Raw genomic sequence first — 24,434 nt, forward strand, 5'->3', positions numbered from 1 at the left:
TTTTGATTGTTCAAATGACTTTTATAAGCAAGTCAAACCCCCCAACGACTTTGGTCGCTGGGGGTTTGTTTGTTCTTTTGCACAACCATCATCAATAAGGACTACACGACTTCGGCAGAAACAGCAGTAGGAACACTGATCAATTGCGGCTTAGCATCGAAATAACTTTTCAATAACGTGAATGAATGAATACGTTTGGCAACATCGCGAATCGGGCTAGTCACAACCAATTCATGGACTCCAGTATGCTGTGCCGCTTGAAGCAAATATTTTCCTACCGTATCGACAGATCCTTTTACTAGCGGAGAAGGCAAATGTTCAATGATATATCCTTCACCCGATTGCTTGCCGAACTCTTCTGCTTTTTCTCGATTTCCTATCGTAATTTTGCGTCCACTATCAAGAATCGTACGGAAAATATCTTGCTCGATCGCAATCCCTTCGGCTTCTTCGTCGGTGTCCGCTACTGCTGCCGACAATGATAATATCGATTGCGGCTTCGAACCATTGACCGATACGAATCGATCCCGATAACGTCGCAAAGCCGCCTCGGCTTGATTCAGATCACCGTTAATAAAAAGAGAAAACACATAAGGTAACCCTAGTGTAGCCGCCAAATCTGCACTATCCGCACTCGCTCCTAGTACATAGAGTTCAGCTGGTTTTTGAGGAACAGGTTCGGCTCGCAGCCCTTCCAAAGAAGTGCCTTCTCCCGCTTCAATCCCGCTCAGATACTTGCGTAACTGTTCCAATTTATCGGTAAGTGAAGTTTCTTCTTGAGCCGCTCCTCCGCGGAGAGCAAGAGTAGAACGCGGCAGCCCGCCCGGTGCTCGCCCTATGCCCAGATCAACACGATCCGGTTCCAAATTCGCGAGCACGTTAAAACTTTCTGCCACTTTGTATGGGCTATAATGCTGCAACATCACGCCGCCCGAACCGACTCGAATACGCTTGGTTGCCGCCAATAGATAAGCAATCAATACTTCGGGAGATGAACCTGCCACGGTATTGGTGTCATGATGTTCAGATACCCAGAATCGATGATAACCCAAGTCATCCGCTACTTTTGCAAGTTCGACGGTATGACGCAATGTATCCTCTGTCATATTGCCTTCAAATACAAGAGATTGATCCAAAATACTTAATTTCACGCTCATATGTTAGCCCCCTTTTTTCTATTTATACCGAAGCTTCTACCGTACTCGGCTGTTGCCGCTGAGCCGTATAGCGATTTTCCGGAATAGGTACTCCTAGATTTCCGCGTAGCGTATCCGATTCATAGTCAAGACGGTATAATCCGCGCTCCTGCAAAATCGGAACGACATGATCCACAAAGCTTCGCAGACCGCTCGGAAGATCTGTATGAACGATAAAACCATCTGCCGCTTCTGCTTCGAACCACTCCTGAATTCGGTCTGCTACATCTTCTGCGGTTCCGATAAAAGCTGTTTTTGGCGTTGCCGAACGAAGCGCGACTTGGCGTAGCGTGAGTCCTTGTTCTTTTGCGTCTTGCTTGATTTTATCTGTACCGCTTTTAAAAGAATTACTGCCTATATCTCCTAAATCCGGGAACGGTGCGTCTAATTCGTACTGCGAAAAGTCATGATGGTCGAAAAACCGTCCGAGATACTCTAGCGCTTTTTCAATCGTCATCAGCGAAGCGATTTCTTGATATTTGGCTTCTGCTTCTTCTCGCGTTGCTCCGACAATCGGATTGATTCCCGGCAGGATCGCAATGTCTTGAGCTTGCCGCCCATTCGCGATCGCACGCTGCTTTACATCCCGGTAAAAAGCTTGTGCATCTTCCAAACGTTCATGTCCGGTAAACACCGTATCCGCCGAGCGAGCCGCCAAGCTTTTGCCTGCTTCAGAAGAACCGGCTTGAAACACAACAGGCTGCCCTTGCTTCGAGCGATCAATATTCAAAGGCCCTTCCACCGAAAAATAACGTCCTGTATGATTCAGCGTATGTAGCTTATCGGGATCGAAAAAGACACCCGACTCTTTATCGCGGACAAAAGCATCGTCTTCCCACGAATCCCATAATCCGCGTACCACATCCAAATGTTCCTCCGCGATTTCATACCGATCGGCATGTGCAGGATGATTGCGAATATTGTGGTTACGCGCGCTGCCTTCAAGCGGAGAAGTCACGACATTCCACCCTGCGCGTCCGCCGCTGATTTTATCGAGTGAAGCAAATTGACGAGCAACGGTAAAAGGTTCGCTGTATGAAGTAGACAAGGTGCCGACCAGACCGATATGACTCGTTACAGCAGCCAGCGCAGACAAAATCGTCAACGGTTCAAAACGGTTTAAAAAATGCGGGATCGATTTTTCATTGATATACAGACCGTCTGCGATAAACACCAGATCGAACTTGCCTTCTTCTGCGGTCAACGCTTGGCGTTTGTAAAAGTCTAGGTTAACACTCGCATCGCTCAATACTTTGGGATGTCTCCAACCTGTAATGCTTCCGCCTACTCCGTGAATAATGGCTCCGAATTTCAATTTACGCGAATCTGTCATGTGTTCTCCGCCTCTCTATAATTGAGCTAAACCATTTAATTCCGATAGACTTTGTTAGGATTAGTGTTGAAAAGAAGCTTATCATCGTCTTCCCGGAGGGTCAATCTTTTCGCTCATAGACATTTTCTATATAGATATAGAAGAAAATGATACGATCTTTTTCGATAAACGATACACAAAGAAACCCGCGCCCAACACCGATCTCGATCGTCGGCAGAACGCAGGTACATTTTTGAAAAAAGGATAGATTCGAAAATTCAGATCATTATTCGATTATGGACGTAACGTTCTTAAAATCCCCAGACTTCCGCTAGGTTCGAACAACCGCTCGATACGTTGAACAACATCTGGATCTTGGATCAGCGGCGGGGCTTGATGCGGCTTCGTCCGGGCGTCAATGATGAGCGTGTCGCACCCCCAATGTTTGTGCGTATACCCCGCCCCTATACCGTGAATGTCATGAGACGGATTGCTTCGTGTAAAAGTTGCCCATAAGAAATTATCGAAAGCAGCACTCATAAACGCTGTATCGTCGCATAAAACGATCATCGGACAATCCTCCAATGAACCGCGTGCCGAAATTTCATCCGTTAGCGCTTGAATCTGTACATCTACAGTATCGTAGTCAACAAAAGCAGGCCCTTGCAATAGCGCAACCCCTGGCATCGCCATAGCAGCATGTCCAAATTCTCCTGATAAATCTTGCAAAAGTTTAGGCACGGTAGGACTCAATTGACGAATTGGCTTACCTACAGCCGCGAAAACCACTTTACTGCCGCTATTCAGCCCTGTACCCGAATAATCCAAAGTATCGATTGTGGTGTTCGTTTGAAAATGTAAATCGCGCTTCAAATCAATCCGCTGCAAAATATGCGCGAACAAAGCTTGAATATCGTGCGCATTGACCGGAACATCGTCTTCAGCAGCAATCCATAAATATTTAGCCAGACTTAATTGCCCGGTTCCCAAAATCCGGTTCGCAATGGTCAAAAGTTCTGCCGGACGCTGAACTGGCTGATAAGGCGTATACCGTTCGCTACCTACAGCCAGAAGCAGTGGATGAACACCAGCAGCATCGACAGCATGGACTTCTTTGACGCCCGGAATTTCTTGCTGGATCGCTCCGCCTGTCAATTCATGGATTAACGCGCCAAACGCCGTATCTTCCTGAGGCGGGCGACCGACTACCGTAAACGGATAAACCGCATTTTTTTTCGCAAATACTTTATGAACGCGCATCACCGGGAATTCATGCACAAGGCTGTAATACCCCAAATGATCGCCAAACGGCCCTTCCGGCTTCGTTTCGTCGGGATAAATCTCTCCAGTGATCACAAAGTCGGCATCATGGCTCACGCAATACCCATCTACATAGCTATACCGAAAATGCCGACCTGATAACAATCCGGCAAAAGTTAATTCGCTCAACCCTTCGGGAAGTGGCATCACAGCAGACAACGTATGCGCCGGAGGCCCACCGATAAAGCAACTGACTTTGAGCGGTTCTCCCCGCTTAGCGGCTTTGGACTGATGCACGCCGATCCCGCGATGGATCTGATAATGCACACCGATTTCACGGTCTTGTTCATATTCGTTGCCGCTCAGCTGTATCCGGTACATCCCAAGATTGGCATTCATCACACCCGGTTTATCTGGATCTTCGCTATAGACTTGCGGCAATGTAACAAAAGCTCCTCCGTCGTTCGGCCAGCTTTTGATCATCGGCAGATCGGATATCCGAATTTCTTCGAAATCGGCAGGTAAACTCGACTTTTTGATCGGCAACGCTTTGCGTGCTGCAAACCCTGTTCCCGCGTAATGGTGCGGCTGTTTGAGCGCCTTCATCGGATCATTACGCAGAGCAATTACTTCTTGCGTCGACTCCCACGTATCGCGGAATATATATTTGCTGCGCTCGATCGTGCCGAATAAATTAGAAATCGCGCCGTATTTCGAACCTTTTACCTTTTCAAAATACAAAGCCGGCCCACCGGATTCAAAAGCTTTTAAATGAATAGCCGCCATCTCTAAATTCGGATCGACTTCTTCGGTAATTCGGATCAAATGTCCGGCATTTTCCATATCCGTAATACACTCTTGCATGCTGCGATAGGTCATAGAATTCAAAGGCTCCTTATTTCCGTTATCGTGATCTTTTTATTTTACCTTACGCCAAGAAAGTTCGCCAATTCACGAACGACACTGATCTCTTTAGAGATATTTTAAATAAAAAAACCTCTATTTTTGTCGAAAATCTTAAGTCCCATAAGTTGAAGCCGATATAAAAGAAGGTGTAGAGAAAAATAGAGAGATAGGAGAAATCAATATGACACAACCGTATACCATTTCTATTCAACAATCTTCAAAAAAGGTCGAGATGCAAGTCACAGGTACATTCACTTTGGAAGACTACCAAAACTTTGTTCGTGATTATGCAAAAATGGCGGCTTCGATCGATGCCAAATCGTTTACCCTTGAAGTCGATTGCCGGGGTATGGATCTGCTGTCGACGGAAGAAGTCGATAAGCTCAAAGGATCTTTCACGAGCTACAAAGAAACAGGATTCGAAAAAGTAATCTTTATTATCAGCCCTTCGCAAACAATTATCAAAATGCAATTGGGACGCGTCGCACGCGAAGCGGGTCTGAGCAATCACGAAATCATTACGAAATAATTGAGTCGATCGATTTGGATTGAGGCTCCTACTCGGATAAAACAGTCCGGGTATGGAGCTTTATTTTTCATACCGGATACACTTTTTAATCGAATACCGAAACCGAAGGAGAATACAAAATGAGCTCTGTGCATATTAAAGCTGTAGATATTTATCACCCGCAAAATGCAGTCGGAAACGATTTTTACTTCGATCATTTTGATCGCAAAAACAACGATATTCGCCGCTTCATGGAACATATGGGACGGGAGTCTCGTTACGTGATCGATAATGACGAAGAAAATAGTCTAACGATGGGAATCGAAGCTGCCAAAAAAGTGTTGGCAAAAGCAAATCTGCAAGGAACAGATATCGATATGGTCGTTTTTTCGACTCAGGTTCCTGAAACGACTTTCCCGGTCAACGCCCTTTATATTCATGCAGCGATTGGAGCAGATTCGAATGCAATGGTGCTTGATTCCAATGCTAACTGTGCAGGTATGGTCGTCGCGGTCGATCATGCCAGTCGTTATATGCTGACAAGCCCGCATATTCGCCGTGCTCTAATCGTCGGTTCGGATTATAATACGCTGATCAGCGATCCGGAAGATGCGGTGACGTACGCGAATTACGGCGATGCCGCGGCGGCGGTTATTTTGGAACGTAGCGAAGCCAAAGGTGGATTTATCGATTCGATCTACCATACCGATCCGGTCAACCGGGACTTTATTCGTTATCCGGCTGAAGGTTTGGCGAAAACGGTCAAACACGGCTCGGACAACAAACATATTTTGTGGTTGCCCTTTGAAGCTCATGCTGCGATGCCGCCGACTTTCGAGATGATGGAAAGCTTGCTGGCTCGTCATGGGCTGACACCGCAAGAGGTCGGTAGTTATTGTCTGTCACAATTTTCGCTCGAAAATGTGCGTAAGATTCAAAGTCAATTCGAACTGAATGATCAACAGATGATCTATGTGGGAGACCGGTTTGGATATACAGGGACAAGTAGCCCGTTTATCGCGCTGTATGAAGCGGTGGAAACTGGACGTGTGAAGCGTGGGGATTATGTGTTGTTTTGGTCGATTGGATCGGGATTTCAGCTCGTGGCGATGTTGTTTCGGTATTGAGAATAGCGCTTTGGAGGCGGCTGCGGGGGAAGTTTCGTTACGGTCGCGTGTTGAACTTGGGAAGCTGGATTGAAATGTTATTGGAAGCTTCCCAAGTTCAACGGCGAACGCTGACGCTCCTTCACTGAAACTTCCCCCTTCGCCTACTGCGCGGTTCTCCATACTTGTAGGAGTAGAGGGTTGGGGATTAAAAAAAGGCTGTTGTACACTTTTGGGTGTACAACAGCTTTTTTGGTACTTGAAATGCGGTTGGCATAGGGCGTTTAGCGACCGCCCATGAAAGACGAAATATCGACGTTCAGGGCTTCTGCAAGACGCATGCCGTAGTGACGGTCGGCGCGGATAAAGTTGCAGATTGCGCGAAGCTTTGTGTCTTCGCTGACTTGATTGAGATCGTTGACGATATTGGCGATCAGGTTGTTTTGTTCTTCGGCGGTATAAGAGCGATATTGGGCGCCGGCTTGAGAAAAATCGTCGGTTTTGAATATTTTTTGACGCGTGACATGTCCTTCGAGAGCCGGTTCGGATTCGCGGTAAGATGGATCTTCAACCGGGCTATCGGCTTCGCCGTTCGGTTCATAGTTTACTCTTGGCGAAGCAGGGTGCATATTCATCGCGCCGTCTTGTTGATGATTGCGTACAGGTGCGTACGGGCAATTCACCGGAATTTGCAGATAGTTGGCACCCAGACGATAACGTTGTGTATCCGGATAAGAGAATAAACGTCCTTGAAGGAGTTTATCTTCGGACGGTTCGATGCCCGGTACTAACGCGCTAGGTGAAAACGCAGCTTGCTCGACTTCGGAGAAAAAGTTTTGCGGATTTCGATTAAGCGTCATTGTTCCGACCGTTGTAAACGGGAATTGTTCTTCCGGCCATACCTTCGTCGGATCAAGCGGATCAAATTCGTAATTGTCTACCTGTTCAGCCGGAATCATCTGAACTTTAAGCGTCCATTCCGGGAAGTTTCCTTCTTCGATCCGGTCGAACAAATCGCGAGTCGCATGACTGAAATCTTCGCCTTGTACTTCTTTCGCTTGAGCGGCACTCAACGTACGAACGCCTTGTTTGGATTCCCATTTATATTTAATATATGTGACGTTCCCCGCTTCATTGACCCATTTGAACGCATGAACGCCAAATCCGTCCATCTCGCGATAATTTGCAGGTGTACCGTGATCGGACAACAACCAAGTCATCATATGCGTGGATTCCGGAGTACGCGTCATAAAGTCCCAGTAGCGCGAAGGTTCTTGACGATTCGATTGCGGATCAGGCTTAAGCGAATGAACCATATCCGGGAATTTCATCGCATCGCGAATAAAAAAGACCGGTAAGTGGTTGCCCACGATATCGTAATTTCCTTCTTGCGTATACAGTTTTACAGCAAAACCGCGCGGATCACGCGCTGTTTCCGGCGAACCGGTTCCGTGAATAACGGTAGAGAATCGAACGAATACAGGCGTTTCCAATCCTTCTTCATTCAAAAAAGCAGCGCGCGTATATGCCGACATGTTTTGCTCGGTTTTGAATACGCCGTATGCCCCTGCTCCGCGTGCATGCACGACCCGTTCTGGAATACGTTCACGATCGAAATGCGCCAGTTTTTCGAGCAGATGATAATCTTCCAACAATGCGGGACCACGAACTCCTGCTGTTCTTGAATTTTGGTTGTCGCCTACGGGTGCGCCTTGATTAGTCGTCAGTTTTGAATGTGTCATTGTATAATCTTCCTTTCCGAATTGAAAGTAATAAGCACATTTTAGAATTAGTTTTAGACCTTTTCTAAATTTATATCTGCATCTTATCATCTCATCCGGTTAGCGATCATGAGGGAATTTTAAGCTTTTGATGAAGATTATATGAAGGCATTACCTAAAAGTGTTTTTAGGTAATGCCTGACTTAATTAATCAGCTAGACGATACCCGACGCCGCGTACTGTGGCCACATACAGCGATTGACCGACGCGGTCGCCAAGCTTTTTACGTAGACTTTTTACATGCACGTCTACGACGTTGCTCCCGCCGAAATATTGGGTTCCCCAGATTCGATTCAGCATATCTTCGCGTGTCTGCACGGTACCTTGTCCTTCAATCAATTGAAGCAACAGCTCATATTCGGTCTTGGTAAGGTCGATTCGAGCACCGCTGCGGTATACCGTCATACGACGGCGATCGATACGCAAATCTTTGAAAATAAGTTGATCACGTAGGTGCTCGATATTCGTGGAAGCTTCAATATCCGAAGTACGTACAGCTTCACTGCGCAAAATGCGACGAACGTGATGTAAGCCTTCTTGCGGACGAGCCGGCCATACAAGCAATTCTTCGTGAGCAGCAATACTGCCGTCTGTACCCAACATTTGTTCATCTACCAAAAACAATGTCGGAACTGCTGCATGTACGGGGTGCATATTTTCACGGAACGCGCCAACCGGATCTTCATCTTGCGAGCCGCTCACATCGAAAATAAGCAGATCCGCTTGTAGCGCCCCGGCTTCGGAATGTTCCCAGCGATGAAAGACAAGTACGTCGAAGCAAGCTTCCATCAACGTTCGCATTAACTCGTGCATCCGTCCGGGGAAAGGGCTGACAATAATAATTCGTCTTGTCATTTCGCAGACTTCCGGCATTGGCGACGACATATCAAATACGGTCATTTCTTGCGCTTGCTTTTGCATTCTGCACACACCCCTTCGACTACGATATGAGCACCTGCCACTTCGTATCCGGTTTCTTCAGCAACTTGAGTCATCCATGATTCCGGGATAGCTGTCATCACTTCATCTACGCGTCCGCATACTTCACATACAATATGCTGATGATCATCGGTGCGCGCATCGTAACGGCTTGCCGTTTCGCCAAGCTTAAGTTCACGAATTAAGTCTTTATCAGTCAAATAGCGTAGCGAATTATAGACCGTTCCATACGCAAAGCTATGACCGCGTTCTACCAATCGATTCATCACATCGGCTGCCGTCGGGTGATCTTCCGCAGTACGCACGATATCGTAAACGGCTTGGCGCTGCGTTGTTAAGTTGATTGTTTTCATTAGGGCATTCCTCTTTTATGTGTAATTTTAATAGTTGGATAAGGATGAATTTCATTCTCATTCATTTCAATTTAGAATAAGTATAAATCTATTTTAAAAAGGAATCAAGGTTCAACTAGGAAATTAGACACAAAATCATTCTATTAAAATAAAAAAAGCCGACCCTAAGGTCGACTCTTTATCGAAGAAATCGTGTAGGGTAGATCATTTCCTACCCGCACGCTCTTCTCTAGCGGTCTTGTTGTACGTAATAGCTGTACGTACTGCCGCTATTCACTTGAATAACCGATGAAACCTCTTACCGCTTCGCCGAAATTAAAATCCGGCACTCTTACTAAAATTCAACGATTTCGCTTCGCGAAACCGACTCCCATGGATGAATCGTTTCCTAAAAACTTCGAACTTGCTCACTGCGCTTAACTACGACCGCCAGATCGTAGGCGCTATATGGCGAAACCGTGCATGTTATATTCCTGAGTTGTCACTCTACGGTGAGAGACTTCGTTACTTGAAACCTAAAACAACGAAAGCCCTACCTCTCTTCCATCCTTGCGGCTCCGAAGACCGCGCCAGTGTGATCCGGCTATCAAAGCATATGCTGCATCTGCATAAATTCGTTATCCAAGTGTCCACAACGATCTAAGTATACCGCATTTTGTTAGATAAAGTCAAATGTATATCGTTGCTTGATAAATGGCATCGTTAGTCCTATCGTCAATGCCTATCTGTTAACCGATAACAACTTTAGGCTTATGCTTAAAAGACCTTTCGAGTAAAAAAGCCAGAAAGGAGGATATGAGCATGGATATTGCAGCACTTTCAATGGTTATGAGTCAAACCTCTGTTGCTCAGCAAGCTTCGATTCAAGTGATGAACATTTCGGTCGATCAAGCGAAGCAGCAAAGCGAACAATTGGCGAAAATGATGGAAACCAGCGTTACTCCTCATTTAGGCGGTTCGGTCGATTTCCGAGCGTAACGGTCGCTAAAAAACCCTGAGAACATATTGTTCTCAGGGTTTTCGGTGTAACTATATGACTATCATGCTATACTGATATCGCATATTTGCACTCAGTTTACATATTTTATTCATCTCAGGAGGTTCATTTGCTGAACGAACAACAATTGCAAGATATCAAATCTTTACAACGAATCTGCGAAACGCAAGATGATATTTGTCTTAAGCTCAATGACGATATGTTGCAGATGGATTCAAGAAAGACCAATATGGACTATTTTTATTACGAAAATGACGTTCTGATCGGATTTTTAGCGTTATACGGTTTTGGTGGACAGGTCGAAGTCTGCGGCATGGTTCATCCGAATTACCGAAAACAAGGCGTGTTCACTTCATTATGGAATCAAGCTTTATCTTCTGGACGCATACATGAAGCCTCTACCGTGCTTTTAAATGCTCCGCAAGCGTCTTTGGCAGCAGCAGACTGGTTGAAGAAAATCGGAGCGAGCTATTCTTTTTCCGAGTATGAAATGGCTTGGCAAAAAGATCTTATGCCCGAATTCCCTGCCGCTTCGGTCGCGACTTCTGCTTCCTATCGTCCTTACGAAGATGCCGATCTCGAACTTGTTCTTCGGTTGTACAACGAAGGATTTGGCTCAAATGATGCGGATACGCTAGAAACGCTGCAAGAAGAAGATCGCAATCCTAGACGTGTTCGCAGTATGGTTGTGTATCGGCAGCAAACCATTGGCACGCTTGTAATGGATTACGATACGCCGCTTCAAGCAGGAATCTTTGGATTCGTAATCGATGCTGCGTACCGAGGTCAAGGCATTGGTCGCAGTATCTTGATGCAAATGATCCGCCGCGAAGTAGAAGCTGGGCTTCAGCCTCATATCGGAGTCGAAACCCAAAACGCCAATGCACTTAAACTTTACGAAAACTGCGGATTCCGCTCGTATGCGGTGCAAGACTATTATGAACTAAGCGTATAACCGTTACTTTCTTCGATACTTTGATACGCCAATTTTAAATAATCGAGCGATTGTTCATACGAAATGTCACCAAGCGATAGCTCAGTGATCTTCCCTTCTAATACATGGAACACCTCAAGCTTGATCGGATCAGCGCCGAACGCATGACGACAAAACACGCGTGCCACATGGCGGTATCCGTCCAAGACTTGAGGTTTATCTTCTACGACAAACTTTTGCAGATGAATGCCCAGCGTCTTTGGACATTGCCATGCCACTTGCGCAATCATCGATAAATCAAGACCTAGCTCCGCTACATGCGTATGCAATTGTTCATACAGTAAGATCGGGCGATCTTCGGTGTACGGATTATTTTGGAAAAAAGTATTTAAGTTCACTATGACCTGATCTTTAAGTTCCCAGTACTTTTTTTCCGAATCAAATCCGTCGAGTCTTTGAGGCCAGCGATAATCTACCAACTCTCCGCTATTTGTATGTATCCGAAATTTAGGTTCCGCCGAGTAATATCGATTGACGGCATGACCGACCGCATATTGTACACGCTGTGTCCAACTATACTTCTCCGAGCGCAGCGACTCTAAAGACGGCGATAAATGAGCAGAAGCCAACCATTTTTCTAACTGATAATCTTGTAGCCTCGGAGGTTCTTCCACTTGAAATGTATACTGCTCTTTAGACGAACTCATACATTCACCGTACTCCCTACAAAGTTTCGACCGAATGCACGGCAGTTTTCACGCTCATCGCCGGATGGATTTAATTCTAGCTTCATCGGCTCTAAGATCATACTGGCACCACGTTCAACCAATTTGTCCTGCAACAAATCGACCGCTTTTGCAAATTGCTCATACACCGTATCTCCGCTTCCGAATACAGCCGCTTTTTTGCCTTGCAGATTCAATTCGTCCATATCTTCGTAAAAGTCGAGAAATTCATCCGGCAGTTCGCCGTCGCCCCATGTATAAGCGCCCAGCATAATTCCATCGTAATCTTGCAAAAGATCGGCATCACAATCTTCGACTAGCTTCACCGTGACGTCGCCGCCTGCTTCTTGAATTCCGCTAACAATAAGCTCCGACATTTCTTCAGTGTTCCCTGTCATACTTGCATATATCAAAATGAGTTTGCTCATGTTTAGACCTCCAGAATTTTATCTTACATTCACAATCCACTAACAGATGACGTTCAATACGCATTATCATAATGATAATGATTATCAATGTCAAATAGTTTTGAAATTCTGGATTTTTACTGGCTCCTCGGGTACAATGGAGTTCTGAGAATTCCAACATGGTTATGAAGGAAATTCGGGGAACAACGATAAAATTAAGGGTGGTTCAATCACAATGTACATGGCTCAAAATTGGAAAGATTATGAACTGATCGATACAGGCGCAGGAGATAAATTGGAACGTTGGGGCGATGTCATCTTACGACGTCCCGATCCGCAAATCATTTGGCCGATCGCAGACGAAAGTGGTCCGTGGCGCGAGACAGTTGGTCATTATCACCGTAGTTCGTCAGGCGGCGGTGCTTGGACATGGAAAAAGCAATTGCCGGAACGTTGGACAATCAATTATGATGACAAATTAAAATTTTATATTAAACCGACTAGCTTCAAACATACCGGTCTGTTCCCTGAACAAGCGACCAACTGGAGCTGGATGATCGACAAAATCCAAAATGCGGGACGTCCGATTCAAGTATTGAATCTGTTCGCGTATACAGGCGGCGCAACCGTAGCTTCGGCTTACGCTGGAGCAAGCGTGGTTCACGTCGATGCGGCAAAAGGCATGGTTCAATGGGCGAAAGAAAATATCCAATTGTCCGGTCTGAGCGATCGCCCTGTGCGTTTTATTACCGACGATGTATTTAAGTTTGTTCAACGCGAACAACGTCGTGGAAATAAATACGATGCGATCATTATGGATCCTCCTTCTTACGGTCGCGGTCCAAATGGCGAGACTTGGAAATTGGAATCGAGTCTGTATCCGTTCTTGGAATCATGTATGCAAATTTTGTCTGACGATCCGCTCTTTATGCTCATCAATTCGTATACGACAGGTATTTCGTCAACTGTATTGTCCAATATGTTGGAAATGACGATGAAGCCGCGTTATGGTGGACAAATCAGTGCAGGCGAGATTGGTCTTCCGATCTCACGTTCGGGTCTGAATCTGCCTTGCGGGATTCTTGGACGCTGGGAGTCAAACTAATGAGTCAGTCTGGCGAACACAGCGTGGAAGGATTGTCCGGTATTTCGGTATTGCTGGAAGATAATCATCTGCTGGGAATCGTCAAACCGGTCAATATCCCTGTGCAAGAAGATGCAAGCGGCGATGCCGATATGCTGACTTTGCTTAAAAACGATCTGAAAATCCGTCACCAAAAACCGGGCAATGTGTTCCTTGGGCTCGTGCATCGGTTAGATCGCCCCGTAGGCGGCGCGATGATTTTTGCCAAAACGTCTAAAGCCGCTTCTCGCTTGTCTGATTCGGTACGTACCCATTCGATTCGCAAAACGTATGTCGCCGTCACCAATGGTGTTCCCAAACAAACTGAAGGTCGCCTTGTACATTATTTGCTTAAAAATGAGCGTACGAATATTGTGACTGTAGTGTCCAAAGGTACTGCGGGAGCGAAAGAAGCGATCTTGGATTATAAAGTGCTTGCGGAAGACGGAAATCGCGCGCTTGTGTGCGTAGAATTACACACTGGACGTTCCCATCAGATTCGCGTACAAATGAGTCAGATCGGATGCCCGCTCTATGGCGATCAAAAATACGGAGCTTCTTTTACAAAACCAGGCGAACAAATCGCCCTATGGTCGGTTCGTTTGAGATTTCCGCATCCGGTTACGAAAGAATCAACCTTGTTGATTTCACTTCCACCAGATACGGCGCCGTGGACGCAGTGGTCGGATCACGTCTATCAATTGCTTCGAAATGAATTGGAATACGGCGAATAAAAATAAAAGCAACAAAAAAAGACGTTGGCGAAAGCTGCTCAGGCAGCCGATCCTTCGTCTTTTTGTTTTACCTACGGAAGCCTTAGCAAACGCATAAAAACCGTCTACCTTGTCGATTATGACAAAGTAGACGGTTTTTTGTGACTTCAACTATCGTTTAGACCGTAGGTGCTTTCTCAAACGAAGGTAACAAATCGAGGATCGTATCCGGTTTGTCTACCGAAATCAGTGGTTTACCAATATGTTTGCGTTCAGTTAATGGAGCTTTACCTGCCGGGAATTCCAGTCTTTCTCCGCTTGATAATACAGCGAAGAACGGAAGAACCTGCCGCGTATTGTAAGCGCCAATGAGTCGATTACCGTTTGGCTTAACTCGTTTGCCTTCTTTGAATTCAAACGTAATCATGCCTTTGCCGCCCCGGCTTTGCGAAGGGTATTCCAGTAACATCGAACGCTTGGCATGACCAAGATCGGTTACAACCAATACTTCGCCTTCATCGCCTTTCACGAACAATGCTGCCGCAACTTCGTCGCCATCTTTCAACTGAATACCGCGAACGCCTGCCGATACTCGTCCCATAGGCGAGACTTCTTGCTCTCCAAAACGGATACTCATGCCTTGCGCCGTCACGATCAAGATATCTTGATCGCCTTCGCTCAAGTTTACCTGAATCACTTCGTCGCCGTTTCCAAGTTTGCAAGCGACTACGCCTCCGCTTCTTTTGGTCGCATACTCCCGAAGCGCGGTTCGCTTCACTTGACCTTTACGCGTGACGAATACTAGAGATTGCTCCGATTCTTCCAACTCTTTCACTGGAATGATCGAGACAATCTTTTCTTCTTTGTCTAACGGAATAATATTAACGATCGCTGTACCGTTATCTTTCCATTTGAACTCTGGAATCTGATGTACCGGAAGTAAATAAAATTGTCCGCGCTGCGTGAACACTAACAGTCGATCCAGCGTACTGACGTCTAACAGATGACGAATATAATCGCCTTCGCGAACACCAGAAGCTTGGCGATCGCTGCCGGAACGGGTGAAAGAAGCCATACCGGAACGCTTGATATATCCTTCTTGCGAAAGCGACACAATTACTTCTTCTTGAGGAATCATCACTTCGAGATTAAGCTTAATTTCTTCGACTTCGCTTTGCAGATCGGATCTGCGATCAATCCCGAATTTGTCGCGGATTTCAGTCAATTCTTTGCGAATAACGTTGTGCAATTTGCGATTACTCGACAAGATACCTTCCAGTACCGCAATGCGTTTCTCCAAGTCTGCATGTTCTTTTTCAAGTTGCGTGATCTCCAAGTTCGTCAAACGGTACAGTTGCAACGTTAAGATCGAATCCGCTTGACGCTCTGTGAATCCGAACATCCATTGCAGATTGTTTTGCGCGTCTTGACGGTTTTTGGAAGCACGAATCGCCGCAACGACATCATCTAGAATGTTCAGCGCTTTAACCAGACCTTCCAGAACATGTGAACGATCTTTCGCTTTTTCTAATTCGTGCGAAGTACGTTTGGTAATGACTTCACGCTGGTGATTGATATAAGCTTCCAAAATCGCTTTCACGCCAAGTTGTTGTGGAGCTTTATTCACGATCGCGACCATATTGAAGTTATAGCTGACTTGAAGATCTGTTTTTTTGAGCAAATATGCCAAAATACCGTTCGCATCTGCATCTTTTTTCAGCTCGACAACAATCCGCATCCCTTCGCGTCCGCTTTCGTCTCGTACTTCCGCGATCCCTTCGACCTTTTTTTCAAGCCGAATATTTTCCATCGCAGTGACCAAACGTGCTTTGACGACTTGATACGGTATTTGCGTAATAACGATTTGTTGCTTTCCGCCGCGAAGCGTCTCAATTTCCGTACGCGAACGAATCTGAATTTTACCGCGTCCTGTCGAATAGGCTTCACGAATTCCCGCTTCGCCCATGACTGTACCCCCGGTCGGGAAATCCGGCCCTTGAATATGCTGCATGATGCCGTCCAGATCAATCTCTGGATTGTCCATCACCGCGATACACCCATCGATAACTTCACGCAGATTATGTGTTGGAATTTCAGTAGCAAAACCTGCCGAAATCCCGCTGACGCCGTTGACCAATAGATTGGGGTAACGCGCCGGTAGCACTACCGGTTCTTTTGCCGTGTTATCGAAGTTATCTTTGAACTGAACGGTACGTTTATCGATATCGCGTAACATCTCCATCGCAATCGTCGATAAACGTGCTTCCGTATAACGCATAGCTGCTGCCGGGTCATCATCGATCGAACCCCAGTTTCCGTGCCCGTCAACTAGCGTATGCGCCATTTTCCACGGCTGCGCCATACGTACCATACCTTCGTAAATCGAAGAGTCACCGTGCGGGTGATAGTTACCCATCACGTCGCCGACTGTTTTTGCCGATTTACGATAACCTTTTTCCGGCGTATTTCCCGACTCGTACATCGCATACAAAATCCGACGTTGCACAGGCTTTAGCCCGTCGCGCACGTCGGGAATCGCACGATCTTGAATAATATATTTAGAATACCGACCGAAGCGGTCACCGACCACTTCTTCAAGAAATGCCGGTTTGAATTGTTCTTCCGGTACACTCATCAGTTAAAAATCCCCTTTTGTCGCTTATTGTTCGACTTCCGTAAAGTCTACATTTTCGACGATCCAACGTTTGCGAGGATCGACTTTATCGCCCATCAGCGTAGATACGCGGCGCTCTGCTTTTGCTGCATCTTCGACCTGAACCTGAAGCAATGTACGTGTGGTCGGGTCCATCGTCGTTTCCCACAGTTGATCCGGATTCATTTCGCCGAGTCCTTTGTAACGTTGAAGCTCGAAGTTTTTGTTGCTTTTGCTTACTTTTTCGAGTTCTTCATCGCTCCACGCGTATACCACTTCATTTTTACGTGAACCTTTACGCGTAATTTTGTATAACGGCGGTTGCGCGATATAGACACGACCTTGGTCGATCATCGGCTTCATATAGCGGTAGAAGAAGGTCAGCAGTAAGACTTGAATATGAGCACCATCGGTATCCGCATCGGTCATAATGACGATCTTCGAGAAATTACTGTCTTCGATCGCAAACTCCGGACCAATTCCTGCGCCGATTGCCGATACGATCGCTCGATACTCTTCGTTTTTCAATATTTCAGCTAACTTCGCTTTTTCCGGGTTCAGTGGTTTACCTTTGAGCGGTAAAATCGCTTGAATTTTGGAGTCGCGTCCTTGCTTTGCCGATCCGCCTGCCGAATCACCTTCGACGATAAACAGTTCGGTTTTGGTAAAGTCTTTCGATTGCGCAGGTGTCAGCTTGCCATTCAAGTTCGAACTTTCGCTCCGTTTTTTGCCGGTACGCATTTCGTCACGTGCTTTGCGTGCTGCTTCTCTAGCGCGAGCGGCTTGTACCGCTTTGCGTGTCAGCACTTGAGCCGCTTGCGGATTTTCTTCGAGGAATTGTGCCGTTTTGTCCGATACAATCGAATCTACGGCACTGCGCGCCGAAGCACTCCCCAGCTGATCTTTCGTTTGACCCACGAATTCGACATCGCCCATCTTGATACTGATGACCGCCATCATGCCCTCGCGCAAGTCGCCGCCTTCAAGATTTTTATCTTTTTCTTTTAGCAAACCGGTTTTGCGAGCATATTCATTCAAAATACGCGTGTACGCGGTTTTGAAGCCTGTTTCGTGCGTCCCCCCGCCCCGAGTTGGGATCGAGTTAACGAATGAAGCGATCGTCTCGGTATATCCTGCGTTATATTGGAAAGCCACTTCGACTTCGATCTCGTCTTTTTCCGCATAAAAACGTACGACGTCGTGCAGCACTTCTTTGCCTTCATTCAAAAACTCGACGAATTGTTTGGCTCCGCCTTCGTAATAAAATTCTTCTGCCGTATCGGTGCGATGATCGGTCAAAACGATACGTAGACCCGAATTTAAAAATGCAAGCTCTTGCAGTCTTTCGGCAAGCGTATTGTACGTGAGCGAAATACCGTTTTTGAACACTTTAATATCCGGCTTGAACGTAACTTTGGTACCCGTCTGTCTGGTGTTGCCCAATACTTCAAGACCCGTTACCGGTTCGCCGACATGTTCCACGCCTTTTTTGTCTACGTGATATTCAAACCGTTGGCGGTGAATTTTACCGTCGCGGTAAATCTCGACTTCCAACCATTCCGACAATGCGTTCGTGACCGATGCGCCTACCCCGTGTAGACCCCCGGACTTTTTGTATCCGCCGCCGCCAAATTTGCCTCCTGCGTGCAACACGGTGTATACGACTTGCGGCGTTGGAACGCCACTTTTGTGCATACCGGTCGGAATGCCTCGTCCATTATCTCGAACGGTAACCGAACCGTCTTTATTTAAAGTAACGTCGATCCGGTCGCAATATTTTGCCAAATGCTCATCGACCGCGTTGTCGACGATTTCCCATACCAGATGGTGCAGACCCGAAGAACTCGTACTCCCGATATACATACCAGGTCGTTTGCGAACAGCGACAAGGCCTTCTAATACCTGTATATCGTCCGCATCGTACCCCTGAACGACCTGCGGCGCCGTCGTCTGTTCTGCCGATTCGATCTGTTCCGCCATGATTTCTCCCTCTTTCTTTCTCTGCACTCGCTTTTTGTTCGTTCTTGCTTCTTGAACAAAAAGGCAAACAAGTGTTTTCATTTTTGGTCTTTTCATTCTAAGTCAAAGCTGAATTTAAGTCAAAACATCTCTTTTGATAAATACGAAAAAAGAGACGAATATCGATACCGCTCCCCAAGCGGCAAGTACAGCAATCGAAAATCCCAACGTCATCCCGTCAATAGGCGCAGGGTTTCCAGCCAAATAATCAGTCAATCCCAAATTCACCATGAATAAATATTTGGCGCTTGTCCATGATGAAGCCATATTGACCAAGATCGACCCCGAAATAAGCGTAGCCATCATCACAACGATACTCGCTGCCGTACTTCGAATCAATACGGATACCATAAAAGCAAGTAAAGCGACAACAATGCCTACAAACCAGACGAGTCCAGCTTGGATCAATAAATATTGCCATTGCGGCGTCGCTTGAACATAAGTCAGATCGACATCTGAACCGTTCAGTACAAATCCGGTAAAGATCGGAATACTCCATCCGGAATAACCGAAAAACACACCGGAAATCAGATAACAGACCAGATACGCACTGACGACGATCAGCGAGACGAACATCAATAAAGCCGTTAGCTTGCTCAATAACACTTTCCAGCGTCGTACCGGTCTTGTCAACAACATTTTTATGGTGCCGCCGGTTCGTTCAGATGAAACCAGGTCGGAAGCGATCGTTAAAATCATAAGCGGAATAAACAAAGTCGCAGAGTTATTAATAAATTCGCGAGTGAACGTAACACCACCGGGTTCGTTTGGATTTACGTCATGATCGAGGTAATACTGCATTTGTTGAATATAGATTTGCCGATATACTTTCCACTCTTGCGGCACTCGGTCGCTGCTCAGCGAATTTTGATTATCGGTAATCGCTTGTTGCACTTCCAATCGCCAATCGCTACCGTAACTTTCTTGACGCTCCAGCGATTGCCGCATCTGCGCATAACTGAAGATCGGGACGAGTATAGCTAGAATCAACAAGACGATATAAAAACGCTTTTTTTTGATAATCTTCACGACTTCGTTTTGTACCATAGCCCAAAAGCGTTTCACTCGATGCCCTCTCCTTCCGTCATTTCCAAAAATAGACGTTCTAACGTAGGCGCTACACGGTGAATTCCACGGACAGATACACCTTCGCTTACCATACGGTTTAGCGTGTCCGCGATCCGATCTTCCGGCGTCTTCGTAACAATGCTACGTTCATTTAATAGCGCTGCTGCCGTATCTTCCAAAGTATCGGTCTCTTCTTCATCCAGAATCGTAATGGCAGGGTCTGAGCGTAGCACACGCAGCGCTATCGATTTCGGCTCGGCGTCCCATATCACCATATCTGTCGCAGCGCCCATCAATTCATCGACGGATCCAACGGCAAGCTCTCTTCCGCCTCCGATAATCGCAACCCGGTCACACAGCAATTGAATTTCGCTTAGCAAATGACTCGATACAAAAACAGCTAATCCAGCCGCAGCCAATTCGCGAATAAAAGCACGCATTTCTTTGATGCCTTTCGGATCAAGACCATTCGTAGGTTCATCCAGGATCAATACTTTTGGACGTGCCAATAGCGCTTGAGCGATCCCTAGACGCTGGCGCATCCCGAGTGAATACGTACTGACTTTTTCATGAATACGTCCACCCAAATGAACGAGCTGGGTTACTTCCCGAATCCGGGCTTCATCGATTCCTTCTTGCATCCGGGCAAAGTGCATCAAGTTTTCCCATCCAGTCAAATACGGATACATCTCTGGATTTTCGACGATCGATCCTACATATTTCAGCGCTTCTTCCGGCTGTTTTTGCACATCGTACCCGCAGATCTCGACATGACCTGAAGTTGGCTTAATTAGCCCAACAAGCATCCGAATCGTTGTCGTTTTGCCTGCACCGTTGGGTCCCAGAAAACCAAAAATCTCGCCCGGTCTAATATCGAAACTGATACTGTGAATAATCGTTTTGCGTTTGATTTTTTTATTCAAATCTCGCACACGCATTACATATTCATCGGTCGGTTGCTGCATATGAAGTTCATCCTTTCTTCCACTCTAGATCGTCTTTTAACGGAGTGCTTGAACGATTCGCTCGGCAATCCGTTCATATCCGGCTGAATTTGGATGAAAATGGTCAGAAGACAAGTAAGCAACAGGATCACGTTGAAATAAATCAAAAGTCGGAGTGAAAAACATCTGATCGTCCGTAAGCAGGCGTGCAGCTATAGTAGTATTCCATGTCGTAACGCCTTGATTCGCTTCTTGACGCAATGACGGAATATCGCCAAATGGATTATACAATCCAATGTATACGATACGTGCGGAAGGATTGATCTCTCTTAATTCATCCAGCACTTGACCTAACCGGTTTGCGGCTTCGGGTAATACTTTATTCCAAGTAGCGGTATTCGGTGAGCCTCCGGAAGTCTGTAGCGCGGCACCTCCTTGAAAAAGGTCGTTCGCGCCAATCGACAGCAAAATAAGATTCGCTTCTTTTAATACATAGCGAACTCCAGGTTGCTTCAATTCTTCTAACAGCTCCGTCGTGGTCATTCCGTTAATTCCAAGGTTGTTCAAAAATTGGACGTCTCGATTTCCATCTTGTTCAAGCAATGCTGCACTACGCCGGGCAAATCCTTGCCCTGTCAGATCCCCTGTTCCTTTTGCCAAAGAATCGCCAATTGCGACAATTCGATCACGGTCTTCTTCAGTCGAAGGAGCACGTTCAGTAAGCGGCGCAGGAGAGACACTTTCTGCACTAACGAGACTAGGTGTAGGAAACATCAGTTTACGAATTCCATATCCAAAACCAATCATGAGCAAAAGAGCAGCGATAACGGAAAAAATGGCAGTCGTTCGCCAGATCCATTTCCACGAGTTCATTCGGTTCCTCCTTATCAAGACAGCTGTCGAGCGTATCATTTATGTTTTACCATAAGTGCAAACTATCTCTTTTGCAAATACTAGGTCTGAATTTAGGATGAAACGTCGCACTTTCTTCAATGAAGAACCCCAACCTATTACAGGTCGGGGTTCTTTGAAACAATAGCTGCTGACTCTCTTTTCGTTTATCCGATAAACAACTGCACCCAATAGCCGTTATAATACGCCACACCAATAGAAGTAAAGTTCGGATTCAAAATGTTTTTGCGGTGCCCTTCGCTATTCATCCAATCCTGCATCACTTTCTCCGGTGAACGTTGTCCTTGAGCAATATTTTCACCCGCGGTTCGATACGAAACCTTTTGTAACTTTAACAAATTAAATGGAGAACCATAAGTCGGCGAGGTATGATCAAAATAATTCTTTTTCGACATATCGATCGCTTTTAAGCGCGAAGCTTTGGCAGTAGCCGCATGGATATTTAAAGGCTTCAACCCCGCTTTTCGCCGCTCCGAATTAACTAAATACACAACTTTTGCGGTAAACTTCGATTTGTCTGTCGTCACTTTGGCATAAGCGGCTTCGTAAGAGGTCTGTGCATAAGAATGATCCGTAGGAGCTACACTGTAGACTCCTCCTACTGCTAGTATGGAAGCTAAAGCAAACGTACCGACTTTCTTTTTCCATTGTACCGAACTTTTGCGTATAGGTTGCTGCTTACGTTCTGTAAAGTTGCTTTGGAATAGGTTCATCGTCGTTCCTCCTCCATATTGATTTAAGATTTAATTTGCCCGTGAACAAAAAGGTTCCGCTTATAAAAAACGGAACCTTTCGGACATATGCCATTTAAATAGATCTATTGAGGTAAAGACTTAATAAATTTGTACCCGAATTTCTCAAAGCCGACACGTTCGTAGAACTCATGCGCGCCCAGACGATCTTCACGGTTCATACCGGTCAAAAATAGAACTCTACAGCCGGATTCAACTGCCCAAGCTTCCGCTTGTTCGACAAGCAAACGACCGATTCCGTATCCGCGGCAATCTTCGTTAACGATCAGTCCCGCGATTTGTGCCATTCGTTCTTCTCTTCCGCGCTGAGGAATAATGTAAAGTGCGATCATGCCTACAGCTTTGCCGTCTTGCTCTGCCAAATAAGTCTGATAGTTCGGATTGTGCTCACGCGACTCCAATTGTTCTTTCATTACACTAGGCGTTGTAGGATAAGAAAGTTTCCGCATTAATTCGGTCAGCACCATCGCATCGCTGCAAGAAGCTGTGCGTAAGTCCGCTGTTTTTTCCAATACGTTAGTTGTCATCCGAATACTCCTCTTTTAGCAGACCGGCCGCTTCACAGGCACGACTGCGCGCAGTTTCCACATCTTCCGCTGCGCTAAGCGCAACGGCCATTCTACGTCCCGGACTACTATTCGGTTTACCAAATATCCGAACCTGCGTACGCGGGACACTCAAGGCTTCCGTCAGACCGCCGACTTTGAAATTTTTGCTTGTTCTAGTCGCTTTTAGCGTCGCTGAAGCTCCCGGTGTCAGAAGCTCAGCGCCGCTAACCGGAAGTCCAAGAATCGCTCGAACATGTAAAGCAAACTCCGATAAATCTTGCGTAACCATCGTCACCATACCCGTATCGTGCGGACGCGGAGAAACTTCGCTGAACACGACGCCGTCTGATGTCAAAAATAATTCAACGCCAAACAATCCATAACCGCCGAGTTCGTCGGTAATTGTTTTGGCGATTTTTTGAGCTTGCTCAAGTTTGGCTGCATCCATCGGATGCGGCTGCCACGATTCAACGTAATCCCCGTCTTTTTGAATATGCCCGATAGGCGGACAAAAAGACGTTCCAGACACGCTTCGCACGGTCAACAACGTAATTTCGCTTTCAAAAGGAACAAACGCTTCGACAATGATTCGAGTGTTATTTTTCGCTCTTGCCCCTTCCAGAGCGAATTGCCAACACTTTTCGGCATCTTCCGGCGTTTTAAGTACGCTTTGACCTTTGCCGGACGAGCTCATAAGCGGCTTAATCACGCAAGGCGTACCTAACTCAGCCACAGCTTCTTTCAACTCATCCAAGGTGTTCGCAAAACGATAAGCAGCTGTCGGCAATTCTAACTTCTCCGCAGCCAAACGCCGAATTCCTTCGCGATCCATCGTCAATCTAGCAGCGGTTGCCGTCGGAATGACACGGAATCCTTCTTGCTCCAACTTCTCTAGCATATGTGTCGCAATCGCTTCAATCTCCGGTACGATAAAGTCTGGTTGTTCCGACAAAATCAAAGTTCGAAGCGCTTCGGCATCCAACATATCGATCACATGACTGCGATGAGCGACCTGCATGGCAGGCGCACCTTCGTAGCGATCAACCGCAATACATTCGATACCCAAACGTTGCGCTTCGATGACGACTTCCTTGCCCAGTTCACCGCTTCCGAGAAGCATTATTTTCTTCGCGTCTACGGATAATGGAGCCCCCCACATCGTTTGACCAACTCCTACGCTTTTTGGTGTGTCTATCTCTATTTTGTCTGCTCAAACTCCGAATTGCAACCCCGGATACCCAAATTTTTATGAAAAAATAGCGAAAACTCGCGAAAATT

At 46.3% G+C, this 24,434-nt stretch carries 22 protein-coding genes; 6 read left to right on the plus strand and 16 right to left on the minus strand.

Going from position 1 to position 24,434, the window contains the following annotated elements:
* Positions 1–101 precede the first annotated feature (101 nt).
* The 3 genes from NOM90_RS02470 to NOM90_RS02480 form a co-directional block, all read right to left on the minus strand.
* Positions 102–1,157, minus strand: coding sequence for an LLM class flavin-dependent oxidoreductase (locus NOM90_RS02470; RefSeq protein ID WP_255939731.1), 1,056 nt, complete (start codon positions 1,155–1,157; stop codon positions 102–104).
* 22 nt (positions 1,158–1,179) lie between these two features.
* Positions 1,180–2,529: an LLM class flavin-dependent oxidoreductase gene (locus tag NOM90_RS02475; protein WP_255939733.1), complete on the minus strand. Its 1,350-nt coding sequence runs from the start codon at positions 2,527–2,529 to the stop codon at positions 1,180–1,182.
* Positions 2,530–2,802: 273 nt separating this feature from the next.
* Positions 2,803–4,647, minus strand: a complete 1,845-nt coding sequence (locus tag NOM90_RS02480; RefSeq protein ID WP_255939735.1) for a UbiD family decarboxylase — start codon at positions 4,645–4,647, stop codon at positions 2,803–2,805.
* Positions 4,648–4,855: 208 nt separating this feature from the next.
* On the opposite strand from NOM90_RS02480, the gene NOM90_RS02485 reads away from it, so the two are divergent.
* Both NOM90_RS02485 and NOM90_RS02490 read left to right on the plus strand, forming a co-directional pair.
* Entirely contained in the window at positions 4,856–5,203 is a 348-nt protein-coding gene (locus NOM90_RS02485) for a hypothetical protein (RefSeq protein ID WP_255939737.1), read from the plus strand.
* Positions 5,204–5,322: 119 nt separating this feature from the next.
* Positions 5,323–6,309 (plus strand): 3-oxoacyl-ACP synthase III family protein, encoded by a 987-nt coding sequence (locus tag NOM90_RS02490; RefSeq protein ID WP_255939740.1) that lies wholly within the window; start codon positions 5,323–5,325, stop codon positions 6,307–6,309.
* Between the two features lie 263 nt (positions 6,310–6,572).
* On the opposite strand, the gene NOM90_RS02495 is transcribed toward NOM90_RS02490, so the two are convergent.
* From NOM90_RS02495 to NOM90_RS02505, 3 genes are all read right to left on the minus strand, one after another.
* Positions 6,573–8,030, minus strand: coding sequence for a catalase (locus NOM90_RS02495; protein WP_255939743.1), 1,458 nt, complete (start codon positions 8,028–8,030; stop codon positions 6,573–6,575).
* 186 nt (positions 8,031–8,216) lie between these two features.
* Positions 8,217–8,990, minus strand: coding sequence for a winged helix family transcriptional regulator (locus NOM90_RS02500; RefSeq protein ID WP_255939746.1), 774 nt, complete (start codon positions 8,988–8,990; stop codon positions 8,217–8,219).
* Positions 8,966–9,361 carry a Fur family transcriptional regulator gene (locus NOM90_RS02505; protein ID WP_255939749.1) on the minus strand — a complete coding sequence of 132 codons (396 nt, stop codon included), beginning with the start codon at positions 9,359–9,361 and terminating at the stop codon, positions 8,966–8,968. Before NOM90_RS02505 ends, NOM90_RS02500 begins: the two co-directional genes overlap by 25 nt.
* An 801-nt stretch (positions 9,362–10,162) precedes the next feature.
* Between NOM90_RS02505 and NOM90_RS02510 the strand changes: the two genes are divergently transcribed.
* Positions 10,163–10,339, plus strand: a complete 177-nt coding sequence (locus NOM90_RS02510; RefSeq protein ID WP_255939752.1) for a YjfB family protein — start codon at positions 10,163–10,165, stop codon at positions 10,337–10,339.
* Between the two features lie 128 nt (positions 10,340–10,467).
* On the plus strand, positions 10,468–11,313 hold the full coding sequence (locus NOM90_RS02515; RefSeq protein WP_255939755.1) for a GNAT family N-acetyltransferase: 846 nt from the start codon (positions 10,468–10,470) through the stop codon (positions 11,311–11,313).
* Here the strand turns inward: NOM90_RS02515 and NOM90_RS02520 are convergent.
* A complete protein-coding gene (locus tag NOM90_RS02520) occupies positions 11,295–11,999 on the minus strand; it encodes a hypothetical protein (RefSeq protein ID WP_255939757.1) in 705 nt (234 codons plus the stop codon). The two genes, NOM90_RS02515 and NOM90_RS02520, sit on opposite strands and share 19 nt — an antisense overlap.
* A complete protein-coding gene (locus NOM90_RS02525) occupies positions 11,996–12,445 on the minus strand; it encodes a flavodoxin (protein ID WP_255939760.1) in 450 nt (149 codons plus the stop codon). The genes NOM90_RS02520 and NOM90_RS02525 overlap by 4 nt, the downstream gene beginning before the upstream one ends.
* A 214-nt stretch (positions 12,446–12,659) precedes the next feature.
* Here NOM90_RS02525 and NOM90_RS02530 point away from each other — a divergent pair, with 214 nt between their 5' ends.
* Together NOM90_RS02530 and NOM90_RS02535 are read left to right on the plus strand one after the other, a co-directional pair.
* Entirely contained in the window at positions 12,660–13,529 is an 870-nt protein-coding gene (locus NOM90_RS02530) for a class I SAM-dependent methyltransferase (protein ID WP_255939762.1), read from the plus strand.
* Positions 13,529–14,281, plus strand: coding sequence for an RluA family pseudouridine synthase (locus NOM90_RS02535; RefSeq protein WP_255939764.1), 753 nt, complete (start codon positions 13,529–13,531; stop codon positions 14,279–14,281). The genes NOM90_RS02530 and NOM90_RS02535 overlap by 1 nt, the downstream gene beginning before the upstream one ends.
* A 157-nt stretch (positions 14,282–14,438) precedes the next feature.
* Here the strand turns inward: NOM90_RS02535 and gyrA are convergent, their stop codons facing one another.
* From gyrA to purT, 8 genes are all read right to left on the minus strand, one after another.
* Entirely contained in the window at positions 14,439–16,895 is a 2,457-nt protein-coding gene (gene gyrA, locus NOM90_RS02540) for a DNA gyrase subunit A (RefSeq protein ID WP_255939766.1), read from the minus strand.
* A 24-nt stretch (positions 16,896–16,919) separates the two neighbouring features.
* The gene (parE, locus tag NOM90_RS02545) at positions 16,920–18,893 is read right to left on the minus strand and encodes a DNA topoisomerase IV subunit B (RefSeq protein ID WP_255939767.1); all 1,974 of its coding nucleotides are present in this window, start codon (positions 18,891–18,893) and stop codon (positions 16,920–16,922) included.
* Positions 18,894–19,007: 114 nt separating this feature from the next.
* On the minus strand, positions 19,008–19,997 hold the full coding sequence (locus tag NOM90_RS02550) for an ABC transporter permease subunit (RefSeq protein ID WP_370866553.1): 990 nt from the start codon (positions 19,995–19,997) through the stop codon (positions 19,008–19,010).
* The gene (locus tag NOM90_RS02555; RefSeq protein WP_255939768.1) at positions 19,994–20,965 is read right to left on the minus strand and encodes an ABC transporter ATP-binding protein; all 972 of its coding nucleotides are present in this window, start codon (positions 20,963–20,965) and stop codon (positions 19,994–19,996) included. The genes NOM90_RS02550 and NOM90_RS02555 overlap by 4 nt, the downstream gene beginning before the upstream one ends.
* 36 nt (positions 20,966–21,001) lie before the next feature.
* Complete coding sequence (locus NOM90_RS02560) at positions 21,002–21,817, minus strand: GDSL-type esterase/lipase family protein (protein ID WP_255939770.1); 816 nt, start codon at positions 21,815–21,817, stop codon at positions 21,002–21,004.
* A 185-nt stretch (positions 21,818–22,002) separates the two neighbouring features.
* The gene (locus tag NOM90_RS02565; RefSeq protein WP_370866554.1) at positions 22,003–22,569 is read right to left on the minus strand and encodes a CAP domain-containing protein; all 567 of its coding nucleotides are present in this window, start codon (positions 22,567–22,569) and stop codon (positions 22,003–22,005) included.
* 104 nt (positions 22,570–22,673) lie between these two features.
* The gene (locus NOM90_RS02570) at positions 22,674–23,135 is read right to left on the minus strand and encodes a GNAT family N-acetyltransferase (protein ID WP_255939772.1); all 462 of its coding nucleotides are present in this window, start codon (positions 23,133–23,135) and stop codon (positions 22,674–22,676) included.
* Complete coding sequence (gene purT / locus NOM90_RS02575; RefSeq protein ID WP_255939775.1) at positions 23,125–24,315, minus strand: formate-dependent phosphoribosylglycinamide formyltransferase; 1,191 nt, start codon at positions 24,313–24,315, stop codon at positions 23,125–23,127. Before purT ends, NOM90_RS02570 begins: the two co-directional genes overlap by 11 nt.
* Positions 24,316–24,434 lie beyond the last annotated feature (119 nt).

The sequence above is a fragment of the Saccharibacillus sp. JS10 genome, from assembly GCF_024436065.1.
Taxonomy (GTDB): domain Bacteria; phylum Bacillota; class Bacilli; order Paenibacillales; family Paenibacillaceae; genus Saccharibacillus.